Source organism: Serratia sp. TSA_198.1 (assembly GCF_052686505.1).
Map to the genome: position 1 here is coordinate 24,861 of NZ_JBQZFP010000003.1, position 21,766 is coordinate 46,626.

Annotated in this window: 22 protein-coding genes, 4 tRNA genes and 1 other RNA gene; 8 read left to right on the forward strand and 19 right to left on the reverse strand. The window is 53.8% G+C overall.

Going from position 1 to position 21,766, the window contains the following annotated elements; all coding sequences use genetic code 11:
* Window positions 1-19 precede the first annotated feature (19 nt).
* The 5 genes from ACUTSW_RS14775 (at window position 20) to ACUTSW_RS14795 (ending at window position 4,137) form a co-directional block, all read left to right on the forward strand.
* Window positions 20-154, forward strand: a complete 135-nt coding sequence (locus tag ACUTSW_RS14775; RefSeq protein ID WP_013811556.1) for a GpE family phage tail protein — start codon at window positions 20-22, stop codon at window positions 152-154.
* Complete coding sequence (locus ACUTSW_RS14780) at window positions 147-2,204, forward strand: phage tail tape measure protein (protein ID WP_445584766.1); 2,058 nt, start codon at window positions 147-149, stop codon at window positions 2,202-2,204. Before ACUTSW_RS14775 ends, ACUTSW_RS14780 begins: the two co-directional genes overlap by 8 nt.
* 12 nt (window positions 2,205-2,216) lie before the next feature.
* Complete coding sequence (locus ACUTSW_RS14785; protein ID WP_445584767.1) at window positions 2,217-2,678, forward strand: phage tail protein; 462 nt, start codon at window positions 2,217-2,219, stop codon at window positions 2,676-2,678.
* Window positions 2,675-3,829, forward strand: coding sequence for a contractile injection system protein, VgrG/Pvc8 family (locus ACUTSW_RS14790; protein ID WP_062869674.1), 1,155 nt, complete (start codon window positions 2,675-2,677; stop codon window positions 3,827-3,829). Before ACUTSW_RS14785 ends, ACUTSW_RS14790 begins: the two co-directional genes overlap by 4 nt.
* An 89-nt stretch (window positions 3,830-3,918) precedes the next feature.
* A complete protein-coding gene (locus tag ACUTSW_RS14795; RefSeq protein ID WP_013811552.1) occupies window positions 3,919-4,137 on the forward strand; it encodes an ogr/Delta-like zinc finger family protein in 219 nt (72 codons plus the stop codon).
* Between the two features lie 163 nt (window positions 4,138-4,300).
* Here the strand turns inward: ACUTSW_RS14795 and rplS are convergent, their stop codons facing one another.
* The 5 genes from rplS to ffh all read right to left on the reverse strand — a co-directional run bounded on the left by rplS (window position 4,301) and on the right by ffh (window position 7,925).
* Window positions 4,301-4,657, reverse strand: coding sequence for a 50S ribosomal protein L19 (rplS, locus tag ACUTSW_RS14800; RefSeq protein WP_004950372.1), 357 nt, complete (start codon window positions 4,655-4,657; stop codon window positions 4,301-4,303).
* Between the two features lie 54 nt (window positions 4,658-4,711).
* A complete protein-coding gene (gene trmD / locus ACUTSW_RS14805; protein WP_006323688.1) occupies window positions 4,712-5,479 on the reverse strand; it encodes a tRNA (guanosine(37)-N1)-methyltransferase TrmD in 768 nt (255 codons plus the stop codon).
* A 52-nt stretch (window positions 5,480-5,531) separates the two neighbouring features.
* The gene (gene rimM, locus ACUTSW_RS14810; RefSeq protein ID WP_004950368.1) at window positions 5,532-6,080 is read right to left on the reverse strand and encodes a ribosome maturation factor RimM; all 549 of its coding nucleotides are present in this window, start codon (window positions 6,078-6,080) and stop codon (window positions 5,532-5,534) included.
* An 18-nt stretch (window positions 6,081-6,098) separates the two neighbouring features.
* Window positions 6,099-6,347 (reverse strand): 30S ribosomal protein S16, encoded by a 249-nt coding sequence (rpsP, locus tag ACUTSW_RS14815; RefSeq protein WP_004932501.1) that lies wholly within the window; start codon window positions 6,345-6,347, stop codon window positions 6,099-6,101.
* A 216-nt stretch (window positions 6,348-6,563) separates the two neighbouring features.
* Window positions 6,564-7,925: a signal recognition particle protein gene (gene ffh, locus ACUTSW_RS14820; RefSeq protein WP_062869673.1), complete on the reverse strand. Its 1,362-nt coding sequence runs from the start codon at window positions 7,923-7,925 to the stop codon at window positions 6,564-6,566.
* 169 nt (window positions 7,926-8,094) lie between these two features.
* Here ffh and ACUTSW_RS14825 point away from each other — a divergent pair, with 169 nt between their 5' ends.
* Complete coding sequence (locus ACUTSW_RS14825) at window positions 8,095-8,886, forward strand: cytochrome C assembly family protein (RefSeq protein ID WP_445584768.1); 792 nt, start codon at window positions 8,095-8,097, stop codon at window positions 8,884-8,886.
* 42 nt (window positions 8,887-8,928) lie between these two features.
* Window positions 8,929-10,218: an HlyC/CorC family transporter gene (locus tag ACUTSW_RS14830; protein WP_062869672.1), complete on the forward strand. Its 1,290-nt coding sequence runs from the start codon at window positions 8,929-8,931 to the stop codon at window positions 10,216-10,218.
* 70 nt (window positions 10,219-10,288) lie between these two features.
* On the opposite strand, the gene luxS is transcribed toward ACUTSW_RS14830, so the two are convergent.
* From luxS to pncC, 14 genes are all read right to left on the reverse strand, one after another.
* Window positions 10,289-10,804 (reverse strand): S-ribosylhomocysteine lyase, encoded by a 516-nt coding sequence (gene luxS / locus ACUTSW_RS14835; RefSeq protein WP_004950350.1) that lies wholly within the window; start codon window positions 10,802-10,804, stop codon window positions 10,289-10,291.
* A gap of 166 nt (window positions 10,805-10,970) precedes the next feature.
* Window positions 10,971-12,533, reverse strand: a complete 1,563-nt coding sequence (gene gshA / locus ACUTSW_RS14840) for a glutamate--cysteine ligase (RefSeq protein WP_445584769.1) — start codon at window positions 12,531-12,533, stop codon at window positions 10,971-10,973.
* Window positions 12,534-12,615: 82 nt separating this feature from the next.
* A complete protein-coding gene (locus ACUTSW_RS14845) occupies window positions 12,616-13,044 on the reverse strand; it encodes a YqaA family protein (RefSeq protein WP_037430245.1) in 429 nt (142 codons plus the stop codon).
* The gene (yqaB, locus tag ACUTSW_RS14850; RefSeq protein WP_445584770.1) at window positions 13,041-13,607 is read right to left on the reverse strand and encodes a fructose-1-phosphate/6-phosphogluconate phosphatase; all 567 of its coding nucleotides are present in this window, start codon (window positions 13,605-13,607) and stop codon (window positions 13,041-13,043) included. Before yqaB ends, ACUTSW_RS14845 begins: the two co-directional genes overlap by 4 nt.
* 176 nt (window positions 13,608-13,783) lie before the next feature.
* A non-coding RNA gene (locus tag ACUTSW_RS14855) (RtT sRNA) lies at window positions 13,784-13,900 on the reverse strand.
* A 31-nt stretch (window positions 13,901-13,931) separates the two neighbouring features.
* Window positions 13,932-14,008: transfer RNA gene (locus ACUTSW_RS14860), tRNA-Arg, on the reverse strand.
* Window positions 14,009-14,058: 50 nt separating this feature from the next.
* Window positions 14,059-14,135: transfer RNA gene (locus tag ACUTSW_RS14865), tRNA-Arg, on the reverse strand.
* A 60-nt stretch (window positions 14,136-14,195) separates the two neighbouring features.
* Window positions 14,196-14,272: transfer RNA gene (locus ACUTSW_RS14870), tRNA-Arg, on the reverse strand.
* A gap of 3 nt (window positions 14,273-14,275) precedes the next feature.
* Window positions 14,276-14,368 (reverse strand) — tRNA-Ser (locus tag ACUTSW_RS14875).
* Window positions 14,369-14,677: 309 nt separating this feature from the next.
* On the reverse strand, window positions 14,678-14,863 hold the full coding sequence (csrA, locus tag ACUTSW_RS14880; protein ID WP_004950328.1) for a carbon storage regulator CsrA: 186 nt from the start codon (window positions 14,861-14,863) through the stop codon (window positions 14,678-14,680).
* A gap of 252 nt (window positions 14,864-15,115) precedes the next feature.
* A complete protein-coding gene (alaS, locus tag ACUTSW_RS14885) occupies window positions 15,116-17,743 on the reverse strand; it encodes an alanine--tRNA ligase (protein WP_445584771.1) in 2,628 nt (875 codons plus the stop codon).
* Between the two features lie 132 nt (window positions 17,744-17,875).
* Window positions 17,876-18,382, reverse strand: a complete 507-nt coding sequence (gene recX / locus ACUTSW_RS14890; RefSeq protein WP_004950322.1) for a recombination regulator RecX — start codon at window positions 18,380-18,382, stop codon at window positions 17,876-17,878.
* Between the two features lie 64 nt (window positions 18,383-18,446).
* Window positions 18,447-19,511 carry a recombinase RecA gene (recA, locus tag ACUTSW_RS14895; RefSeq protein WP_004950320.1) on the reverse strand — a complete coding sequence of 355 codons (1,065 nt, stop codon included), beginning with the start codon at window positions 19,509-19,511 and terminating at the stop codon, window positions 18,447-18,449.
* A 112-nt stretch (window positions 19,512-19,623) separates the two neighbouring features.
* Complete coding sequence (pncC, locus tag ACUTSW_RS14900) at window positions 19,624-20,112, reverse strand: nicotinamide-nucleotide amidase (protein WP_013811546.1); 489 nt, start codon at window positions 20,110-20,112, stop codon at window positions 19,624-19,626.
* Between the two features lie 250 nt (window positions 20,113-20,362).
* Between pncC and ACUTSW_RS14905 the strand changes: the two genes are divergently transcribed.
* Window positions 20,363-21,748 (forward strand): MFS transporter, encoded by a 1,386-nt coding sequence (locus ACUTSW_RS14905; RefSeq protein ID WP_006323665.1) that lies wholly within the window; start codon window positions 20,363-20,365, stop codon window positions 21,746-21,748.
* Window positions 21,749-21,766 lie beyond the last annotated feature (18 nt).

Here is a 21,766-nt window from a genome sequence, read left to right on the forward strand (position 1 = left end):
CATCGACCCCGTTCTGACCGTGGACGATCTGATGGCGGACATCGCAGTGATTTTTCATTGGCCGCCATCGGAGATGAGCGGCATGACGCTGACAGAGCTAATAGGCTGGCGCCACAGGGCGCTGCAACGCAGCGGAGTAAATACAGATGAGTAATACCGACAGCAAAGAGGCGTTGGCGAAAGAGGACGCCGCAGTCCGAAACCTCAGCAAACAGCTGAGGTTAGAGCAGAAGAATTATTCTCAGTTAACCCAGTTACTGAAAATAAAAGAAGCACAGTCAGATATATTCCAGAAATTCGAGGAGATTAAAAATACCCGTAACACCTTGCCCAAATTTCTATCTTCGCCCGAGGATATCGAAACAACACAACAAGTTAATCTGAATTACGTTGTGCAAAAGGCCCGTGGCGCCATCGCGTCATTCCAACAAAACCGGCTTGAACGACAACTACAGGCAAAAGGAATAGATACTGCGGATTTAGTCGGAGCCCAACAACAAGCCAAAAAAAAATCGGACGTGACTCAAAGTTATATTAACCATCATCGCGGTACCGGCCAAAAACTGCGTCAACAAAGACGCACTGAGGTACTTGATGATTTTCAAACCCGTCAGAATGGAATTGGAAAAATTCGCGACGTCAGTTCGCAAGGCTTTGGCCTGGCCAACAAAGCCTTCGACACCGGTAAAAAATTACTGGTACCGGGGATAAAATTTGAACAACAAATGTCCGGAGTACAAGCGCAGCTGGGATTAGATAGCGGCGATCAACGGCTGATCGCCCTGCGTCAGCAGGCGACCAGCAGAGCAGCCAAGGGGCAATCCGCACAGGATGTCACTCAGGCTCAATCCGCTCTGGCGAGCGCCGGCTATAACCCACAAGACGTTCTGGCTGCCGTTCCCGCCGCGCTGAACCTGGCCAAGGCTAGTGGTAGCAGCATTGATGAAGCAGTAAAAGCGCTGTCGGGCATCCAGCAGGCTTTTCAACTGCCTGCCGATCAGGCGGAAAACATCGCCGATGTGATGGCCAAGGCCAGCAGCAGTTATCAGTTGAGCCTTTCCGATCTCGATAAAAAAATGCAGGCCGCCGCTCCGGCAGCCCTAAAGAACGGCATGGGGCTGGAGCAAACCACCGCGCAATTGGCGCCTCAGGGGCGTAGCCTGGGGAAAGTAGACGGTGCCGCTCAGGCTATCGTCACCGTCAGGGGTGACAATCTGGATGGCGATATCAAAAAGCTGTTCGCCTCATGGGACAGTATCCGCATCGATCTGTTTACCGGCCAAGACTCGTCCCTACGTCAGCTGACGCAGACCGCGACCGGCTGGTTAAACACCCTCGCTCAATGGTCGACAGAAAACCCCGCATTGGCCAACAGCTTAATGACGGTAGGTATTGCCATTACCGCACTGCTTGGCGGCCTGTCGACTATTGGCACCTTTATCGTCCCGGCATTGAGTGCCATCAACATGTTGATGGCCGGTGCTGGCCTGCTGGGCAGCGTATTTACCTCCGTTGGTGCGGTTATTGCCGGTGCCTTTGCCGCTCTCAGCCTGCCGATCGTCGCCGTAGTGGCGGCCATTATCGGCGGTGCCGCTTTAATTTATAAATATTGGGAGCCTATAAGTGCCTTTATAGGGGGAGTAGCAGAAAGTTTCAGCGCGGCTATGGGGCCGATCAGCGATGCATTTTCTCCAGTTATTGCCGCTTTCAACAGCGTGATGGATACGTTAAGGCCAGTATACGACTGGTTCAAGGCCTTGTTGACACCAATCAAAAGCACGCAAGAAGAACTGGACACCGCTGCAGCTTACGGAAAGAAGCTGGGTGAATGGCTGGCCTGGGCCTTTAGGTTGCCCGGCGATGCGCTTAACCAACTCATCGGCTTAATAGGTAAGGCAAGGGGGTTTATCGATAAAGCCATCGGGTGGTTTGGCAATGAAAAAGCGGATCCTACTTCACCAGAATACGACAGCAGCCTTTCTCCCAGCGGTGGTGTGTTGAGTCTGGGGAACGAAAACTATCGTGCCGTTCGCCCAACGAGTGGCCCTGTCGTTACCGATCACAGCGTGCTGACCAATAACGTCGCCATCAGTGTACCTGCGGGGAGTACGCGTGAGGAAATGGAGCATATCGTCCGTACCGCCATGATGGACGTCGAGAATACCCGCCGTAATCAAAACCTCAGCGCTTATGCGCTTACATAAGGAGCCAGACTCATGATGCTAACATTGGGGTTGTTCGTATTTATGTTGCGTACCCTACCCTACCAAAGCATGAACCGCCAGTTGAGCTATCGTTGGCCGACAGGGAACCGCGTAGGCCAACGGCCCAGTGCTCAGTTTCTGGGGATGGACGCAGAAACAATCACCCTGAGCGGACAGTTGCTGCCTGAACTGACCGGTGGTCGACTTTCGTTGCTCGCCCTGCAAACCATGGCAGAACAAGGACGGGCCTGGCCACTTATCGAAGGTACCGGCACTATTTACGGCATGTTTGTGATCGAAAAAATCACGCAGGACAACAAACAGTTTTTTGCCAACGGTCAGCCTCGCGAAATCAACTTCAGCATTACTTTGAAGCGTGTGGATGAGTCGCTGTATGCCATGTTCGGCGATTTACGTCAGCAAGCCGGCGATCTGTTGAATAAAGCGCAAAAAGCGACGGGGATTTCATTATGATCGCCGATGTATTTCAACCAATGGGGGCCAAGCCGGCTCCCGATTTTATCCTGACTCTGGCTGACAAAGATATTACCAGCGATATCCGTAACAGGCTTATTTCACTGAATATGGTGGATAACGGTGGCCTGAGCGCGGACCAATTGAGTATTTCCCTGGACGACAGCGATGGCCTGATGGCCCTGCCCACAAGGGGAGCCATTCTAGAACTGTTCCTGGGGTGGGAGAACTCGGCGCTGGTTGGCCAAGGAAAATTCATCGTCGATACCGTCGTCCATTCAGGTGCCCCTGACATGATCATGATCACGGCGCGCAGCATCGATTTTCGCGGCTCACTGAACGAATCCCGCACCCAGTCCTATTCAAATGCAACCTTTGGCGAAATAGTGCAACAAATCTCAACCCGCAATGGGCTGCGCGAACCCTATTTGAGCAATGAGCTGGCGGCAACCCGAATCCCACATGTCGACCAAACGGATGAAACTGACGTTCAGTTTCTTTCCCGGCTGGCTCTGGCAAACAGTGCCCGGGTGACCGTCAAATACCAACGCCTGCAGTTTATCCGCCCCGGATACGGCCGCAGCCCTCGGGGAGAACCAAACCCGTTTAAAACACTGACCCGCAACGACGGAGACAGCCATCGCTTTGAACTAAAAGATCGCGGCAGTTACACCGGGGTCAGCGCCAGCTGGCTAAATACCGAACAGCCTGAACGGGCAAGCAGCAGCGTACAAATTGAGCGAACAAATCGCTTGGAAAATGCCCGCGTCACCCAGCATCCCGCTGCCAGGCCAAGTAACCATGCCACAACCGAACAGCAGCATACCAACAGCTATATGGTCGGTAAGGAAAAACAGGTCTATCACATTGCCAAGATCTTCAGTGACAAAGAAACTGCCATGCGGGCGGCAAAATCGTTGTTTGAACAGTTGCAAAGGGGAATAGCCACCTTCAGCATCACTCTGGCTACCGGCCAACCCGATTTGTTCCCGGAGACGCCCGTCAAGGTATTCGGTTTCAAAGAAGCTATCGATCGACAGCTCTGGGTGGTAAATAAAGTCAGTCATACCTTAAGCAACGGTGGCTTCTTCAGCAACCTGGAGCTCAATGTCTACATTGAGGGGATCGATATCGCCACTAAAGAAACCTGAGATCTCTTTCATCACATTAACTTGCTTTTGCAAGTTAATGAGTTATTATAAGTCACATAACTTGATGCAGTCGAAAGGGGGATTCAACTATGATGCACTGTCCACTATGCGGTAACGTGGCCCACACTCGCTCCAGCCGCTACCTGAGCGAGTCGACCAAGGAGCGCTATCATCAATGCCAGAACATTAACTGCAGCTGCACCTTTGCCACGCACGAGTCCGTCGCGCGGGTGATCGTAAAGCCCGGTGATATCATCCCGGCTCAGCCGCACACGGAAAAAGGCAAACAGCGCGCTGCCGCACTCTAATGCATAGCCTGCGACAGCAGGCTTTTTTATATCTTCCAAATACAACCTGAATATCGCATTTGCGAAATAAAATCTTGTATATGAAACTCAAAAACAATAAACATAAAAAAAGGGGTTGGCATATTGCCAACCCCTTCATAGCTATTAACTTTTGGATGCAGCGTTAGCCGACGCGGTTCAGACGCTCTTTGATACGAGCAGACTTACCAGTACGCTCACGCAGATAGTACAGTTTGGCTTTACGAACGGCACCACGACGTTTAACAGTAATGCTGTCGATTACTGGGGAGTGAGTCTGGAATACACGCTCAACACCTTCGCCGTTGGAAATCTTACGAACAGTGAATGCAGAGTGCAGACCGCGGTTACGGATAGCGATAACCACGCCCTCGAATGCCTGCAGACGTTTTTTGCTACCTTCAACGACCCATACCTTCACTTCCACGGAATCACCCGGACGGAATGCAGGTACGTCTTGCTTCATCTGCTCTTGTTCAATTTGCTTAATAATGTTGCTCATAATATGTCTCTTACCCTAGGTAAACTGATATATCGGTCCCGTCGAGCCAAATGCTCAGACGTTCCCTTCATAGTCCTGCTGCTTGGCCTGATGTTCCCGTTGGAACTCAGCCAGCAACACCGCTTGCTCGTCAGTCAGAGCTAGGCTTTCCAGAAGTTCAGGTCTTCTAAGCCAGGTACGGCCCAGCGACTGCTTTAAGCGCCAGCGACGTATCTCGGCATGGTTGCCCGACAGTAAAACCGGCGGAACCTCCATCCCTTCCAACACCTCAGGACGGGTATAGTGCGGGCAGTCCAGCAATCCATCGGCAAAAGAATCCTCTTCTGCTGAAGCCTGATGGCCCAGTACACCCGGTATAAAACGGGCGACAGAATCGATCAGGGTCATTGCCGGCAGTTCCCCACCGCTGAGAACATAATCGCCGATTGACCATTCTTCATCAATTTCGGTTTGGATTACGCGCTCGTCTATCCCTTCATAACGGCCACAAACCAGAATCATCTTCGAGTTGGCCGCCAGTTCGCACACGCCGGTTTGATCCAGCTTGCGCCCCTGAGGTGACAGATAAATCACCTTTGCTCCCTCGCCTGCCGCTGCTTTTGCTGCATGAATAGCTTCCCGCAAGGGTTGCACCATCATCAGCATTCCCGGGCCGCCGCCATAAGGGCGATCGTCCACGGTACGATGCCGGTCGTAGGTGAAGTCACGCGGACTCCAACACTGCACGCTCAGCAGGCCATTTTTTACTGCCCGGCTAGTCACCCCGTAATCGGTGATCGCGCGGAACATCTCAGGAAACAGGCTTACAATACCAATGAACACAAGCCAATCCCCATACCGTTATTCCACTTGTTTCGACCGTTTAATTCGGAGGTCAAAAACCAGGATCCCAATCTGCCTCAATCACGCGAGCAGTGAGATCGACTTTCTTGATAACCTGCCCATGAAGAAACGGGACCAACCGCTCCTTCATGCCGAACGCATCCTTCAGGTTAGCTTTCACAACCATCACGTCATTCGAACCGGTTTCCATCATATCGACGACTTTACCCAGCTCGTAGCCGGTGGTAGTGACTACCTGGCAGCCCATAAGGTCTTTCCAGTAGTAATCATCACCTTCCAGCTCGGGAAGTTGTTCGGAATCCACGACAATCTCGCGATTGGTCAGTAGATTCGCAGCATCCCGATCGTCAACGCCTTTGACTTTGATGATCAGGTCCTGACTGTGGCGCTTCCAGTCTTCCAACTCGACAAGCTGCCATTGACCCGCCTGCTGGATAAACCAGGGCTGATAGTCAAAAATGCTTTCGGCATTCTCGGTGGATGAAAATACTCTGAGCCAACCACGGATGCCGTAAGTAGACCCCATTTTACCGAGTACAATCGGCGCGATCGGTGCTACCGGTTTGAGTTGCTTGCTCATTGCCACCACCGCGACAGATTAAGCTGCTTTCTTAGCGTCTTTGATCAGCGCGTGAACGCGATCAGAAACGGTTGCACCCAGGCCGACCCAATGTTCGATGCGGTCCAGGTCCAGACGCAGTGCTTCAGCCTGACCAGATGCGATCGGGTTGAAGAAGCCTACGCGCTCGATGAAGCGACCATCACGAGCATTGCGGCTGTCGGTCACTACTACTTGATAGAACGGACGCTTTTTAGCGCCGCCACGTGCCAAACGAATTGTTACCATAACATCCTCTTTAGTTAATAAAACAGCCGGGCCCCATTGAGGGAACGGGGCCCGGTTGCAATATAAAAAGCCCGAAAATTTTACTCATTTTGGCGCAAAAAGCAATCTAAAGCGTAGATCACCGTCAACAACTTTTTTCGGCCAGCACTATTTCGGGCGGTTTTTGCCGCGAACGGCAAATGCTTAAACACGCTCACCCCAGGGGGCAAGCGCCTGTCAGCGGCCTGGGAAGCCCGGCGGCATCATACCTTTCATGCCGCGCATCATCTTCGCCATCCCGCCTTTCTTCATCTTCTTCATCATGCGCTGCATGTCGTCGAACTGCTTTAACAAGCGGTTAACATCTTGCACCTGCATGCCGGAGCCCATCGCGATACGACGTTTGCGCGAACCTTTGATGATTTCCGGTTTGGCGCGCTCTTTCAGCGTCATCGAGTTGATGATCGCCTCCATGCGCACCAGCACTTTATCGTCCATCTGCGATTTCACATTGTCCGGCAATTGGCCGGCACCGGGCAATTTGCTCAGCATGTTCGCCATGCCGCCCATGTTACGCATCTGCTTCAACTGCTCCAGGAAGTCGGTCAGATCGAAACCGTCGCCCTTCTTCAGTTTGTTAGCCAGTTTTTCCGCTTGCTCGCGGTCAACCTTGCTTTCGATATCTTCGATCAGCGACAACACATCGCCCATGCCGAGAATACGTGACGCTACGCGGTCTGGATGGAATGGCTCCAGCGCATCGGTCTTCTCGCCCACACCGAGGAACTTGATCGGCTTGCCGGTGATGTGACGGATAGACAGCGCGGCACCGCCACGCGCGTCGCCGTCGACCTTGGTCAGCACTACGCCGGTCAGCGGCAGCGCCTCGTTAAAGGCCTTGGCCGTATTGGCGGCATCCTGACCGGTCATGGCATCGACCACAAACAGGGTTTCCACCGGCTTGATCGCCGCATGCACCTGTTTGATCTCGTCCATCATCGCTTCGTCTACGTGCAAACGGCCGGCGGTATCGACGATCAGCACGTCGTAGAATTTCAGCTTGGCCTGCTGCAATGCACGGTTAACGATGTCGATCGGTTTTTCTTTGACATCCGACGGGAAGAAATCGATGCCGACGCCTTCCGCCAACGTTTCCAACTGCCTGATCGCCGCCGGACGGTAAACGTCCGCGGAAACCACCAACACTTTTTTCTTCTGTTTTTCTTTCAGGAATTTACCGAGCTTGGCGACGCTGGTGGTTTTACCGGCACCTTGCAGGCCCGCCATCAGCACCACGGCCGGTGGCTGCGCCGCCAGATTCAGCTCGGTATTCACTTCGCCCATCGCGGCAATCAGCTCGCTCTTGACGATCTTGACGAATTCTTGCCCCGGCGTCAGGCTCTTGTTGACTTCATGCCCCACCGCACTCTCTTTGACGCGGTTGATAAAGTCGCGCACTACCGGCAGCGCAACGTCCGCTTCCAGCAACGCCATGCGCACTTCACGCAGGGTTTCCTTGATATTCTCTTCGGTCAGCCGCCCACGGCCGCTGATATTGCGCAGTGTGCGCGACAATCGATCGGTTAAATTTTCAAACATCGTCTCATGCTCAACGTGTAATGACAGGCCGCTTTGGCGACACAATTGCGGCGATGATAACACGAAGCGTACAGGATCTCTGCCTCAGCGTTGGAGATCGGTTGGAGTGGAACGCGCTCAACGCTATACTGGCAATCCAATTAACCATGCCGAAGCAAAATTAAACGCTATGCCAGTTTTCTCCATTGTGGCTTTGATGGCCTACCTGCTCAGCCTTGGACTGATTATTCCCAGCTTGTTGCGGAAGAACAGCGCATACCGTCGGCTTGCTATCGTCTCGGCGGTGGTGGCGCTAGTTTGCCATGCCATCGCACTGCAGCAACGTATCTTTGACGTCAGCGCCGGGCAAAATCTCAGCCTGCTGAACATCGGTTCCATCGTCAGCCTGATCATTTGTTCGATCATGACCTTTGTCGCTTCACGCAATCGCGGCTGGTTCTTGCTGCCCATCGTTTATAGCTTCGCGATGATCAATCTGGCCTTCGCCAGCTTTATGCCGGGCGAGTTCATCACCCATCTGGAAGCCAGCCCGGAGCTGATGGTGCATATAGGTCTGGCGCTGTTCTCTTACGCTACGCTGATTATTGCCGCACTGTATGCGCTGCAGCTTGCCTGGTTGGACTACCTGCTAAAAAACAAAAAGTTGTCCTTCAGTGCCGACATGCCGCCGCTGATGAGTATCGAACGCAAAATGTTCCACATCACCCAGATCGGCGTAGTGCTGCTCACGCTCACACTGTGCACCGGTCTGCTTTATATGGATAACCTGTTCAGTAAAGAGAACGTTCATAAAGCTGTGCTGTCCATTATGGCCTGGTTTGTGTACATCGTTCTGCTGTGGGGCCATTATCATGAAGGTTGGCGCGGACGCCGCGTCGTTTGGTTCAGCTTTGCCGGCGCTTTCTTGCTGACGCTGGCCTACTTCGGCAGCCGTCTGATTCAACAAGTCATGGTGCGCTAAGCCGCCTCAGGCCCTCTTTTCCCTTATATAAGGAATACCGCGTTGGAGCACGTTTCGACAGGGACCCTGATCATTATTCTGGTGATCATGATTGTGGTCTCCGCTTACTTCTCAGCATCCGAAACCGGCATGATGACGCTCAACCGCTATCGTCTCCGTCATCTCGCCAAGCAGGGTAGCCGCTCTGCCCGCCGGGTCGAGAAATTGCTGCAAAAACCGGATCGCCTGATTGGCCTGGTGTTGATCGGCAATAATCTGGTGAACATTCTCGCGTCGGCACTGGGGACCATCGTCGGCATGCGCCTGTATGGCGACCTCGGCGTAGCCATCGCTACCGGCATATTGACATTCGCCGTGCTGTTGTTCGCCGAAGTGCTGCCAAAAACCTTCGCGGCGTTGTACCCGGAACGCATCGCCTTCCCCAGCAGCTTTTTACTGGCACCTCTGCAGAAGGTGATGTTCCCGCTAGTGTGGCTGCTCAATGGCATCACCACGCTGATATTGCGCGTGTTCGGCATTCGCACCAACGTGCGCGTCAGCGATGCGGTGAGCAAGGACGAGCTGCGCACCATCGTCAATGAATCCCACTCGCAGATTTCCCGCCGCAATCAAGATATGCTGATCTCGGTACTGGACCTGGAAAAGGTGACGGTCGATGACATCATGGTACCGCGCAACGAAATCGTCGGTATCGACGTCAACGACGACTGGAAGTCGATCATGCGCCAGCTTACCCACTCGCCGCACGGCCGCATCGTGCTGTATCGCAGCTCGCTGGATGACGCCATCGGTATGCTGCGGGTGCGTGAAGCTTACCGGCTGATGACCGAGAAGAAAGAGTTTAACAAAGAGAATTTGCTGCGCGCCGCTGACGAAATTTACTACGTGCCTGAAGGTACGCCACTCAATGTCCAACTGGTCAAATTCCAGCGGAATAAAGAGAAAGTCGGCATCGTGGTGGACGAGTACGGTGATATTCAGGGGCTGGTAACGGTGGAAGATATTCTGGAGGAGATCGTAGGTGATTTCACGACCTCCATGTCACCCACGCTGGCGGAGGAAGTTAATCCACAGAGCGACGGCTCCGTACTGATAGACGGTACTGCCAACGTGCGCGAGTTAAACAAGGCGTTCAACTGGACACTGCCGGCCACCGAGGCTCGCACCATTAACGGCATGCTGCTGGAAGAGTTGGAAGAGATCCCCGAGATCGGTACCCGTGTGCGCGTAAGTCACTACGACGTCGATATCCTCGACGTGCAAGACAATATGATAAAACAGGTGCGGGTCACACCGATAAAGTCGCTGCAATCCAGCGTTCAACAGCGCTGACTGCCCGCCAGAAAGAGAAAAGACGCGAACCTCGCGTCTTTTTTTTATCGCTGTAGCCTGTGGCTGTGAACTAGATATGCAGTTCCTGCAGCTTTTCTTTCGGCAGCGCCAGCTCTTCGTTGTGGTTCACTACCACGTCGTGATCAAGAATGTGCTTGGCGATTTCCTGCGCCTCTTCCAAAGAGTGCATGTGATAAGTCCCGCACTGGAACTCATTCAGCTCAGGAATTTTGCGCTGGTCAGTCACTTTCAGCACGTCGGACATCGCCGCTTTCCACGCATCGGCAACGCGCTGCTCTTCCGGCACGCCGATCAGGCTCATGTAGAAACCGGTGCGGCATCCCATCGGGGAGATATCGATAATCTCAACGCCCTGGCCGTTCAGATGATCGCGCATAAAGCCGGCAAACAGGTGTTCCAGCGTATGAATGCCGCGTTCTGGCATCACTTCCAGGTTCGGCCGACAGAAGCGCAGATCGAACACGGTGATGGTATCGCCATGAGGAGTTTTCATGGTTTTCGCGACGCGGACAGCCGGGGCTGCCATGCGGGTATGGTCTACGGTGAAGCTATCCAGCAGTGGCATTTCGTTACCTCCTCGTGAAAGAGTATTTATTTCGAAACTTTTTTAACTAACCAGGAAACCTTTTCCAACCCAGCGAGTCTGAGTATGTGAAAGACGCGCATTTGTTATCATCATCCCTGTCATCAGAGATGCATATTTGGCCACATTGATGTGGCCTTTTTCTTTTTCAGCCCCCGCCGTGTTGCTTCAGGAACTCTTCAAAGCTTAGCGTATCGCTGGCTTCTATGTCGCGTTGACGCTGCCATGAGGCTTCCTGTTCCTTCGCCAGATCGGCTTCGGTCAGAATTTCCAACGGCTCTTCCATCAGCATCTGACGGTACTGCTCGGCCAATTGCAAGCCCACACGGCCGGTTCCCTCTTCCTTCATCGCTTTCAGGATTCGAGCAGAGAACGTCAGCTCCGGATCGTCAAACGCCGCAACCAGTTCATCGCAAACTTGCTGATACTGGCGATCGCCGGCTTCGCTATCCAGCACCTCAGCTACGCGTCGCAGATCGTCAAACAACGCCTTACCGACTTTCTCCAGCGGCTCACGGCTGTCATCACAGCCCATACCTATGGTTTGGCCAGGCTTGCGTCCTTCGAGGATCACCCGATTCCAGTTTTTGCGCGTGCACAGCAGTTCATCACTGTTCATCTCTGGCGCATCGGCCAGTACACACCACACCAGGAACAGGTCCAGGAAGCGCGCCTGCACCGCATCCACGCCGATTGGCGAGAACGGGTTGATGTCCAGCGAACGAACTTCGATATATTCGATACCGCCGCGCAGCAGCGCATCTGACGGCGTCTCACCGCTTTTGGTCACGCGCTTCGGCCGGATCGGCGCATACAGTTCATTTTCAATCTGCAGCACGTTACTGTTCAATTGCAGGTAACGATCGCCGTCCTTTACACCCAATTCGGCGAACTCTTCGGAAGGCGTGACAATCGCCCGCTTCAGACCGGCGACATAACTTTGCAGATCGTTGAAGGTAATGCCCAGATTGCTCTGAGATTTATTGGTATAGCCCAGGTCGCTCAATCGCAGCGAAGTGGCATACGGCAGATAGCACATCCCCTGTTCAGTACGCTCGAACGGCAATGCGGTTTCACGCCCTTTCAGGAACGAGGAACAGATCGCCGGCGACGCGCCGAACAAATACGGGATCACCCAGCCAAAACGGTAGTAATTGCGGATCAAGCGGAAGTAGCCCGCAGAAATCTGCTCTTTACCGCTTTCTGCGTCTTGAACGCCGGCCCATGCCTGCCAGAACTCCAGCGGCAGCGAGAAATTGTAATGCACGCCGGAAATGGTCTGCATCAACGCACCGTAGCGATTTTTCAATCCTTCACGGTACAGCGTTTTCATGCGGCCAATATTCGACGAACCGAACTGCGCCAGCTCAATGTCTTGCTCGGCTTCAATAAAGCACGGCATGCTGAGCGGCCACATGCGTTCATCACCCAGATTACGCGCCACGTGACGATGGATATCGCGCAGGAACGTCAACAGATGGTCGAGGTTATCGTCAACCGGCGTAATAAACTCTAACAGCGCCTCGGCAAAGTCTGTAGTAATCCAATGGTGCGTTAATGCCGCCCCCAACTTTTCCGGATGTCCGGTTGTCGCCAGTTTTCCGTCCGCAGTGACACGCAGCGTTTCACGCTCAATGCCGCGACGAATACCTTTTAATGCATGGGGATGGGCTTCCAACCAAGAAAGCGCCTGTGATACGTCCGGGATCAAATTGACCTCCCGCTTCTAAAAACAATAACTCGTAAGCATACTGAATCTGCACCCGAGTGAATATTGAGTTATATTCACTTCGTTAATGCCACCAGGCCATTCCCTGTAACGTTATCATAGTCAAAATGATGTAACGCAGCGCCTTTCCGATACACAGAAACAGCGCTACAGGGCCCCAGGGCATGCGCAGCCAACCTGCCAACACGCACAACAAATCGCCCACTACCGGCACCCAACTGAGCAACAGCGCAGCCGGGCCAAAGCGCTTCATCCACCCGAGCGCTGTCTCCAGCCCCCGCTGCGGTTTCAACGCCGGCAACAAGCGTCCTATAATGACATTGGTCAACCCACCGAGCGTATTCCCCAACGTCGCGGCCAACACCAGTAATTCCGGTGAGACACGGCTGTTGGTCAGCAAGGCAACCAAAACAATCTCTGAATTTCCCGGCAGCAGCGTCGCACTGAGGAAGCTGCTGCCGAATAACGACATAACCGCCAGCGTACTACTCAAAGCGTGCGAACGTCTACGACAGCCATATTGGCGCTTTTCGCCGCCTGAATACCGAAATCTGCGTCTTCAAACACCACGCATTTTTCCGGCGGCACACCCATCAGCTCGGCGCAACGCAGGAAAGTATCGGGTTCGGGCTTGTACCGCAGTACGTCATCGGCACCCACGATCGCATCAAAACAGTGGAACAGGCCCAAATGGCGTAGCAAAGACTCCGCCATACGGTGTTCGCTGCCGGTGCCAACCGCCATTGGACGACGGCCGTGATAGGCTTTGACTACCTCAATCAGCGGCAATGGGCGCACGGTATCCAGCAGCATAGTTTCCACCGCACGGGTTTTCTCCGCAGCCAGTTGATGGGGATCGAGATCGGCCTGATGGCGGGTAATAATCGACTGGGCAATGCGCCAGCTCGGAGAACCGTTCAGCGCCACCATAGCCGCTTCATCAAACGTCATACCGTAACGGGCCAACACCTCATGCCACGCTTTACGGTGCGTCGGCTCGGTATCAAGGATAGTGCCGTCCATGTCGAAGATCAGACCCTGATAGCGGTCGTACATCGTTACTCCATGATCGTTGAGGAAAGAAAACTACTTTAGCGTAAAGCCGGAAGGTTGTCGCTGATCGCGTAATGGCGGAATGTGCTCTGCGAAAAGTCCGGTGAGAAGAGAAGTGCTGAAAGTATTTTGCCAAAGCCGGAAAAGCGAAAAACCCGCCGAAGCGGTTTTTTCTTAGATGGTGCATCCAGGAGGATGATTCGGCTGCGCCTCTCCCTGCGGGCCGTTGCTGAAGCAACGTTGTCTCGCTGCGCTCGGCTCGAACCTCCAACCGCTCTCCTAGCGGTCAGAAAAGCGAAAAACCCGCCGAAGCGGGTTTTTCTTAGATGGTGCATCCAGGAGGATTCGAACCTCCGACCGCTCGGTTCGTAGCCGAGTACTCTATCCAGCTGAGCTATGGATGCATTACTATTTTTGTTTTGTCTGCTTGAAGAAACAAGTTTGACAGAAAGAATGGTGCATCCAGGAGGATTCGAACCTCCGACCGCTCGGTTCGTAGCCGAGTACTCTATCCAGCTGAGCTATGGATGCACAGGAATTCTTTTTTGATACCGTATGGTACGTTTTACTACCCCACCATACTGCAAAATATGGTGCATCCAGGAGGATTCGAACCTCCGACCGCTCGGTTCGTAGCCGAGTACTCTATCCAGCTGAGCTATGGATGCAAATGGCGGTGAGGCGGGGATTCGAACCCCGGATGCAGCTTTTGACCGCATACTCCCTTAGCAGGGGAGCGCCTTCAGCCTCTCGGCCACCTCACCATACGCTTCTTTCGAATTGTGCCTAACTTGCTTTAGAGAAGCTCATCGGCACTGCGTGGCGCACATATTACTTTCTCCGACTTTTAAGTCAAACAATTTTTCCCAACTCACGTGCGTTTGAGCAATTCACGCTCAACATGGGCAATTTCACGGCAAAAGGAGTGTTTTATCAACAGGCAACCAAGGTAAAACCGCAAACAAAGCGAATGGCTGCAATCGGGAAATGAGAAGAAGAAAGCGGGAAAGGATAATGATGGGCACAAAAAAGCACAGTAGCGTCTCGCCAAGCAACGAGACGCTGCTTCGAAATCAGAAGGTCGTCTGTTGAGACTTCTCTGCCTGAATGCGCTGATAGATTTCTTCGCGGTGCACTGACACCTCTTTAGGGGCATTCACACCAATACGAACCTGGTTGCCCTTGACCCCTAACACTGTGACAGTGACCTCATCGCCAATCATGAGGGTTTCACCAACTCGACGAGTCAGAATTAACATTCTTTGCTCCTTGAAAGATTAAAAGAGTCGGGTCTCTCAGTTTCCCCGTCATTATCCATCATATGCTGCGAAAACGTAAGCCATCTAACCCACAATAAGTGTAAGCAGGCTTGGTCTCACCTCAGATAATAATAAGTTTAGCCGACCTGAAAAACTTTGTTCCCGGAATTGTAACTAAATTGTGTTAGCACAGGCTAAAAACGCCATAATCAGCAATGAGTTATGGCGTTTATAAGTGCTATTTATTTATATTCACAGTTTCGAAGCCACCCAGGCCTCTACGCTGTTTAAGGCCGCAGGCAGGGCACCGACATCGGTACCCCCGGCCTGCGCCATATCGGGGCGCCCACCCCCTTTGCCGCCAACCTGCTGCGCTACGTGGCCGATCAACTCGCCGGCTTTCACCCGGTCGGTCAAATCTTTGGTCACGCCGGCAATCAGGCTAACCTTATCGTCAGCCGTAGTGGCCAGCACGATAATTGCGGAACCCAGCTGATTTTTAAGATCGTCAACCATGGTCCGCAGCATTTTCGCCTCAACGTTATCAAGCTGGCTGACCAACAGCTGCACGCCATTGACTTTTTTCGCCTGGCTGGACAACGAAGCGCTTTCCTGCGCAGCCTGCTGATCTTTCAACTGCTGCAACTCTTTCTCCAGTGCGCGAGTACGATCCAGCACCGCACGCACCTTGTCCGTCAGGTTGCTATTGTCACCTTTCACCAGCTGCGCAACGTCCTGTAACAGATCGTTTTGCTGATGAAGGGTCGCAATTGCGCCCTCGCCGGTTACGGCTTCAATACGGCGAATACCCGCTGCGGTACCTGATTCGGTCAGAATGCGGAACAGGCCGATATCACCGGTACGGCTGGCGTGAGTACCGCCACACAGTTCGGTAGAGAAGTCACCCATGGTCAGTACACGTACGCTGTCGTCGTACTTCTCGCCAAACAGCGCCATCGCGCCCTTCTCTTTGGCATCGTCCAGCGCCATCACTTCGGTTTGCACCGGCAGGTTACGACGCACCTGCTGGTTAACCAAATCTTCCACAACGCGGATTTGTTCCGGTTTCATCGCTTCAAAATGCGAGAAATCGAAACGCAGATATTTATCGTTAACCAGCGAGCCTTTCTGCGCCACGTGCTCGCCCAGCGTCTGACGCAATGCGGCATGCAGCAGGTGGGTAGCTGAGTGGTTCAAACGAATACGGTTACGGCGGGCGATATCAATCTGCGCATCGACGCGATCCTTCACCTTCAGCACGCCATGGGACAACTTGCCCTGATGCCCGATAGCCTGGCCGTATTTCTGCGTATCGCTAACCACAAAGTCCGCGCCGGCGGCTTTCAGCACGCCTTTGTCACCAACCTGACCACCTGACTCACCGTAGAATGGCGTTTCATCCAGTACGACAACAGCCTCTTCGCCCGCGTGGATCTCATCCACCGGCTGGCCGTCGCGGAACAACGCCGTCACTGTAGCCTGCTGTTCTTCGTGGTCATACCCGCTGAACTGGCTGGCGCCATCAACGCGGATCATGCTGTTGTAGTCAGCACCGAAGCCGCTGGACTCGCGCGCACGGCGGCGCTGCGCTTCCATAGCTTGTTCGAAGCCGGCTTCATCCACTTTCAAACCGCGCTCACGGCACACGTCTGCGGTTAAATCGACCGGGAAACCGTAAGTGTCATACAGGCGGAAGGCGGCTTCTCCATCCAGGGTATCGCCCTGCAGATTGGCCAGTTCTTCATCCAACAACGCCAGACCACGCTCCAACGTACGGGCAAACTGGTCTTCTTCGGTTTTCAACACTTTCTCAACCAGCGATTGCTGACGCTTCAATTCGTCGGCTGCCGGGCCCATGACTTCGATCAGCGGCGCAACCAGTTTATAGAAGAAGCTCTCCTTCGCGCCCAGCATGTTGCCATGGCGGATAGCGCGACGGATGATGCGACGCAGCACGTAGCCGCGGCCTTCGCTTGACGGCATTACGCCGTCTGACACCAGGAAGGCGCAGGAACGGATATGGTCGGCGATAACACGCAGGGATTTGTTATCCAAATCAACCGCGCCGGTCACTTCCGCCACAGCGGTAATCAGCTTGCTGAACAGATCGATTTCATAGTTGGAGTTCACATGCTGCAGCACCGCGGCAATGCGTTCCAGGCCCATACCGGTATCTACCGAAGGTTTTGGCAGAGGCAACATAGTACCGTCAGATTGACGGTTGAACTGCATGAAAACGATGTTCCAGATCTCGATGTAACGATCGCCATCCTCTTCCGCGCTGCCTGGCGGGCCACCCCAGATGTGATCGCCGTGATCGTAGAAGATCTCGGTGCACGGGCCACATGGGCCGGTATCGCCCATTTGCCAGAAATTGTCGGACGCGAAGGCCGCCCCCTTGTTGTCGCCGATACGGATAATGCGTTCCGCCGGTACGCCAATCTGCTTCTGCCAGATGTCGAAGGCTTCGTCATCGGTTTCATAAACGGTCACCCACAACCTTTCTTTCGGCAGGTTAAACCAGTTTTCGCCGGTCAACAGTTCCCATGCGTAGCTGATGGCATCGTGTTTGAAATAGTCGCCGAAGCTGAAGTTACCCAGCATTTCAAAGAACGTATGGTGACGCGCGGTATAACCGACGTTCTCCAGATCGTTATGCTTACCGCCCGCACGCACGCAACGCTGTGAGGTAGTGGCGCGGGAATAGGCACGCTTGTCCAGCCCCAGGAAAACATCTTTAAATTGGTTCATGCCGGCATTGGTAAACAACAATGTCGGATCATTGTTAGGTACCAGGGAGCTGCTCGCTACAACCTGGTGGCCTTTACTATGAAAGAAATCGAGAAACGCTTGACGGATCTCAGCGGTGCTCTTGCTCATAATTTTCCCGGAAAGGCTAGAATAACGACACGTGAGCAAGAGCGCGGCATCCTGACGATGGCATCTGGCTCACGAACAAAAAGTGGGGATAAGATAAATTTTCTTCAGAGGGAAGTAAAACCCCGTGTGCGCTCATTGCGCAAAATCACGGTAAATTGACTGAATTTCTTCCTGAAAGAAGCCCCGATAGAGCAGATAACGCTGCACTTTGGCTTTCTCTTTCCAGTCCGTTGGCAGCTCGTCGCCAAATTTACGCTGCGCCACCAGTTTGGCTTGTTCACACCAGTCGATATCACAGTCTGCCAGCGCCGTCTGAGTCAGCTCTTTATCCACGCCCTTTTGCATCAGTTCCGAGCGAATGCGCTGCGCGCCGTAACCTTTACGGCTGCGACTGCCGATATAACTGCGGGCAAAGCGTTGATCGTCCAGCCAGTTGTGCTGGTAACAATAGGCAATAACCTGTTCGATAACGGCGGGATCTACGGGTTCTTCAGGAGGAGGTGCTGAGGGGCTGGGGGTCTTGGAGCCGAATCTGGCTTTCGCCATAAATGGCTGCGCCGCAAGTTTGCGGCGCAGTTCAGCTTCACTATGATCGCGTTGCGACAGCAGGCGCATTGCGCGGCTCAGCAAATCATTCATTATTCAAGCCTGATTTAATCGACGCTGGTGCTGCCTAAACGACACGCACCAGCCTCAACAGCGATTAAAACTCTTCGCTGGTTTCAGCTTCGCCATCATCGAAGCTTTCATTGGTAGCAGTAACCAGTTCACCGTTGCTGTGCAGCAGCAGATCGCGCAGTTTTTTGTCCAACTCAGCGGCAACAGCCGGGTTTTCTTTCAGGAAGTTGCAGGCATTCGCCTTGCCCTGACCGATTTTATCGCCGTTGTAACTATACCAGGCGCCGGCTTTCTCGATCATCTTGTGCTTAACGCCCAGATCGACCAGTTCACCGCGGCTGTTGATGCCTTCACCGTACAGAATTTGGAACTCAGCCTGCTTGAATGGCGCAGCGATTTTGTTTTTCACCACTTTAACGCGGGTTTCACTGCCCACCACTTCATCGCCTTCTTTAACCGCACCGATACGGCGGATATCCAGACGAACGGAGGCATAGAATTTCAGTGCGTTACCGCCGGTGGTGGTTTCCGGGTTACCGAACATGACACCGATTTTCATACGGATCTGGTTGATGAAGATCAGCAGCGTGTTGGCGTTTTTCAGGTTACCGGCCAGCTTACGCATCGCCTGGCTCATCATACGTGCCGCAAGGCCCATGTGTGAGTCACCGATTTCACCTTCAATTTCCGCTTTTGGCGTCAACGCCGCTACGGAGTCAACGATGATCACATCAACCGCACCAGAACGGGTCAAGGCATCACAAATTTCCAGAGCCTGCTCACCGGTGTCCGGCTGGGAACACAGCAGGTTGTCGATATCGACGCCCAGTTTTTTGGCATAAATCGGGTCCAGCGCGTGTTCGGCATCGATAAATGCGCAGGTTTTGCCTTCGCGCTGTGCGGCAGCGATAACCTGCAGCGTCAGAGTGGTTTTACCGGAGGATTCCGGGCCATAAATTTCAACGATACGGCCCATTGGCAGGCCGCCCGCACCCAGTGCGATATCGAGTGACAGTGAGCCGGTAGAGATCGTTTCTACATCCATAGAACGGTCTTCACCCAGACGCATGATGGAGCCTTTGCCGAACTGTTTCTCAATCTGGCCCAGTGCCGCAGCTAACGCCTTTTGCTTGTTCTCATCAATAGCCATTTTTGCTCCTTCGTTTCGCAATGCCGGTGTTACCCCACACTGCCACGGAATGTATGTTGTGCAGGAAATGTCGCTAATTATACTGTATGGTCATACAGTATCAAGCCTAATTTTACAAAAATTCGTCAAGTGCGGTTTGCAGCGCGAAGATCGTCGCCTGAAGCCGCACTGCATCACGATCGCCGGCAAATTGCATCTTGTGCGCCAACACCTGCCCAGAGCGTTCGGCGAAACCAAACCATACGGTACCCACCGGTTTTTCCGCACTGCCGCCGTCCGGGCCGGCAATGCCGCTGACCGACAGCGCCAGGCTGGCCTGCGCCGCGTGTAATGCCCCCTGCGCCATCTCGCGAACCACTTCCTCGCTCACGGCACCGTGGGCGGCAAGAGTCGCTTCAGCCACGCCCAGCAACTCGTGTTTCGCCGCGTTGCTGTAGGTGACGAACCCACGATCGAAGTAGGCGGAGCTGCCGGCAATGTCAGTAATGGCTTTGGCGATGCCGCCGCCGGTACAGGATTCCGCACAGGTGATCCACAGACCTTTGGCCTTCAGTTTTTCCCCTACGGCAATGCTGAGTTCTCGCAGTTGATTTTCACTCATAACCCCTCCATAGCGAATCAGGTATATGCGCCCGATAGTAGCACTTATCAATGCCTGGCCGACGGCGCGATGACATAAATGCGCAGTGCTTCGCAGGAGAGGCAGTGTTAAGCCGTGGGTCAAACTGCTAGTATCAAATGTAACGCGCGGGTTACGAGAGGCGTTTCCAGATGAGGGATCTCACAGGGCTGTCTATGCTGCCGGCATGGCTGGCCCCAGGCAAACCAGGACAAAAGATTAGGATGATAGAGTGAAAAAAACGTTAGGCGTCTTCTTTCCGTTGTATACCACCACCCTGCTGATGTTGCTGGGTTCAGGGTTGCTCACCACTTACATCTCCCTGCGCTTAACCTCAATCCACGTCACCGGCGCGCTGATCGGCGCGATTATCGCCGCCAACTACATCGGCCTGGTGATCGGCGGTAAAGTCGGTCATTTCCTGATTGCCCGCGTCGGCCATATCCGCGCTTACGTCTCCTGCGCCGGCATCATTACCGCCGCAGTACTGGGGCACGGCCTGACGGAATACATTCCGGCCTGGGTGGTGCTGCGCCTGATTATCGGCCTGTGCATGATGTGTCAGTTTATGGTGCTGGAGAGTTGGCTGAACGACCAATCGGAATCCAATCAGCGCGGTAGGGTTTTCGGTTTCTACATGGCGGCTACCTACCTGGGCATGTCGCTGGGCCAGGTGGTTCTGATGCTGCAGACCAATCTCGGCATCACCACTTTGTTGGTGATCGCACTGTGTTTTGCACTCTGTCTGGTGCCAATCGCCCTCACCACCCGCACCAATGCGCGTCATATGTCACCGGCGCCAATGGAACTGCGCTATTTTATCGGCGCCATTCCCAAGGTACTGGCGACCACGCTGGTGATCGGCATGGTCGTCGGCTCTTTCTATGGGCTGGCGCCGGTCTACGCCAGCATGCAGGCGCTAACTACCCAACAAACCGGCCTGTTTATGGCGATCTCCATCTTTGCCGGGCTGGTGGCGCAGTTCCCGCTCAGTTGGCTGTCAGATCACTATAACCGTACGCTGTTGATGCGCATCAATGCCATTTTACTGATCGTGGCGGCGCTGCCGCTGGCTCTGGTGCCACACATTGATTTTCCGGTGCTGCTGGTGGTGGGGTTTATCGTCAGCATGCTGCAATTCACGCTGTATCCACTGGTCGTGGCATTGGCGAACGATCTGATCGAACCTGAGCGACGCGTATCGTTGGCAGCCTGTTTGCTGATGGCATTCGGCGTCGGTGCCAGCATCGGGCCACTGGCGGTCGGTGCGCTGATTCAGCCCCTGGGCGGCAACATTCTGTATGCGTTCTTCTCGCTTTGCGGCGTGCTGTTGGTGGCCTTTAGCCGTACGGTAAAAGAAGACGAATCGCAGTTTGTGCAGGATGCGCCGTTACCGCATATTCCCCTGCCGGACAGTCTGACCAGTTCGCCGCTTTCCCCGGCACTGAACCCAACCTTCGATGAGCAGATCATCCACGATACCATGCCGCCTCCGGAGGCCGCACCGGATCCGGTAGATGATCAACCCAGCGAAACGCCGGCAGCGGAGGAGCCCATCCCGCAGGGCGCAGACCCCGATGAAGATACGGGGTTGAAAAAGGCCCACTCGATGCTTTAATCATCGGCCCCTTCTTGA

Excerpts from the sequence above, each read along its gene's own strand:
- ACUTSW_RS14780 (WP_445584766.1), top strand. The coding sequence starts at position 147 with ATGAGTAATACCGACAGCAAAGAGGCGTTGGCGAAAGAGGACGCCGCA.
- ACUTSW_RS14785 (WP_445584767.1), top strand. The coding sequence starts at position 2,217 with ATGATGCTAACATTGGGGTTGTTCGTATTTATGTTGCGTACCCTACCC.
- ACUTSW_RS14790 (WP_062869674.1), top strand. The coding sequence starts at position 2,675 with ATGATCGCCGATGTATTTCAACCAATGGGGGCCAAGCCGGCTCCCGAT.
- ACUTSW_RS14795 (WP_013811552.1), top strand. The coding sequence starts at position 3,919 with ATGATGCACTGTCCACTATGCGGTAACGTGGCCCACACTCGCTCCAGC.
- rplS (WP_004950372.1), bottom strand. The coding sequence starts at position 4,657 with ATGAGCAACATTATTAAGCAAATTGAACAAGAGCAGATGAAGCAAGAC.
- rimM (WP_004950368.1), bottom strand. The coding sequence starts at position 6,080 with ATGAGCAAGCAACTCAAACCGGTAGCACCGATCGCGCCGATTGTACTC.
- rpsP (WP_004932501.1), bottom strand. The coding sequence starts at position 6,347 with ATGGTAACAATTCGTTTGGCACGTGGCGGCGCTAAAAAGCGTCCGTTC.
- ffh (WP_062869673.1), bottom strand. The coding sequence starts at position 7,925 with ATGTTTGAAAATTTAACCGATCGATTGTCGCGCACACTGCGCAATATC.
- ACUTSW_RS14825 (WP_445584768.1), top strand. The coding sequence starts at position 8,095 with ATGCCAGTTTTCTCCATTGTGGCTTTGATGGCCTACCTGCTCAGCCTT.
- luxS (WP_004950350.1), bottom strand. The coding sequence starts at position 10,804 with ATGCCACTGCTGGATAGCTTCACCGTAGACCATACCCGCATGGCAGCC.
- yqaB (WP_445584770.1), bottom strand. The coding sequence starts at position 13,607 with ATGTACGACCGCTATCAGGGTCTGATCTTCGACATGGACGGCACTATC.
- csrA (WP_004950328.1), bottom strand. The coding sequence starts at position 14,863 with ATGTTAATTCTGACTCGTCGAGTTGGTGAAACCCTCATGATTGGCGAT.
- alaS (WP_445584771.1), bottom strand. The coding sequence starts at position 17,743 with ATGAGCAAGAGCACCGCTGAGATCCGTCAAGCGTTTCTCGATTTCTTT.
- recX (WP_004950322.1), bottom strand. The coding sequence starts at position 18,382 with ATGAATGATTTGCTGAGCCGCGCAATGCGCCTGCTGTCGCAACGCGAT.
- recA (WP_004950320.1), bottom strand. The coding sequence starts at position 19,511 with ATGGCTATTGATGAGAACAAGCAAAAGGCGTTAGCTGCGGCACTGGGC.
- pncC (WP_013811546.1), bottom strand. The coding sequence starts at position 20,112 with ATGAGTGAAAATCAACTGCGAGAACTCAGCATTGCCGTAGGGGAAAAA.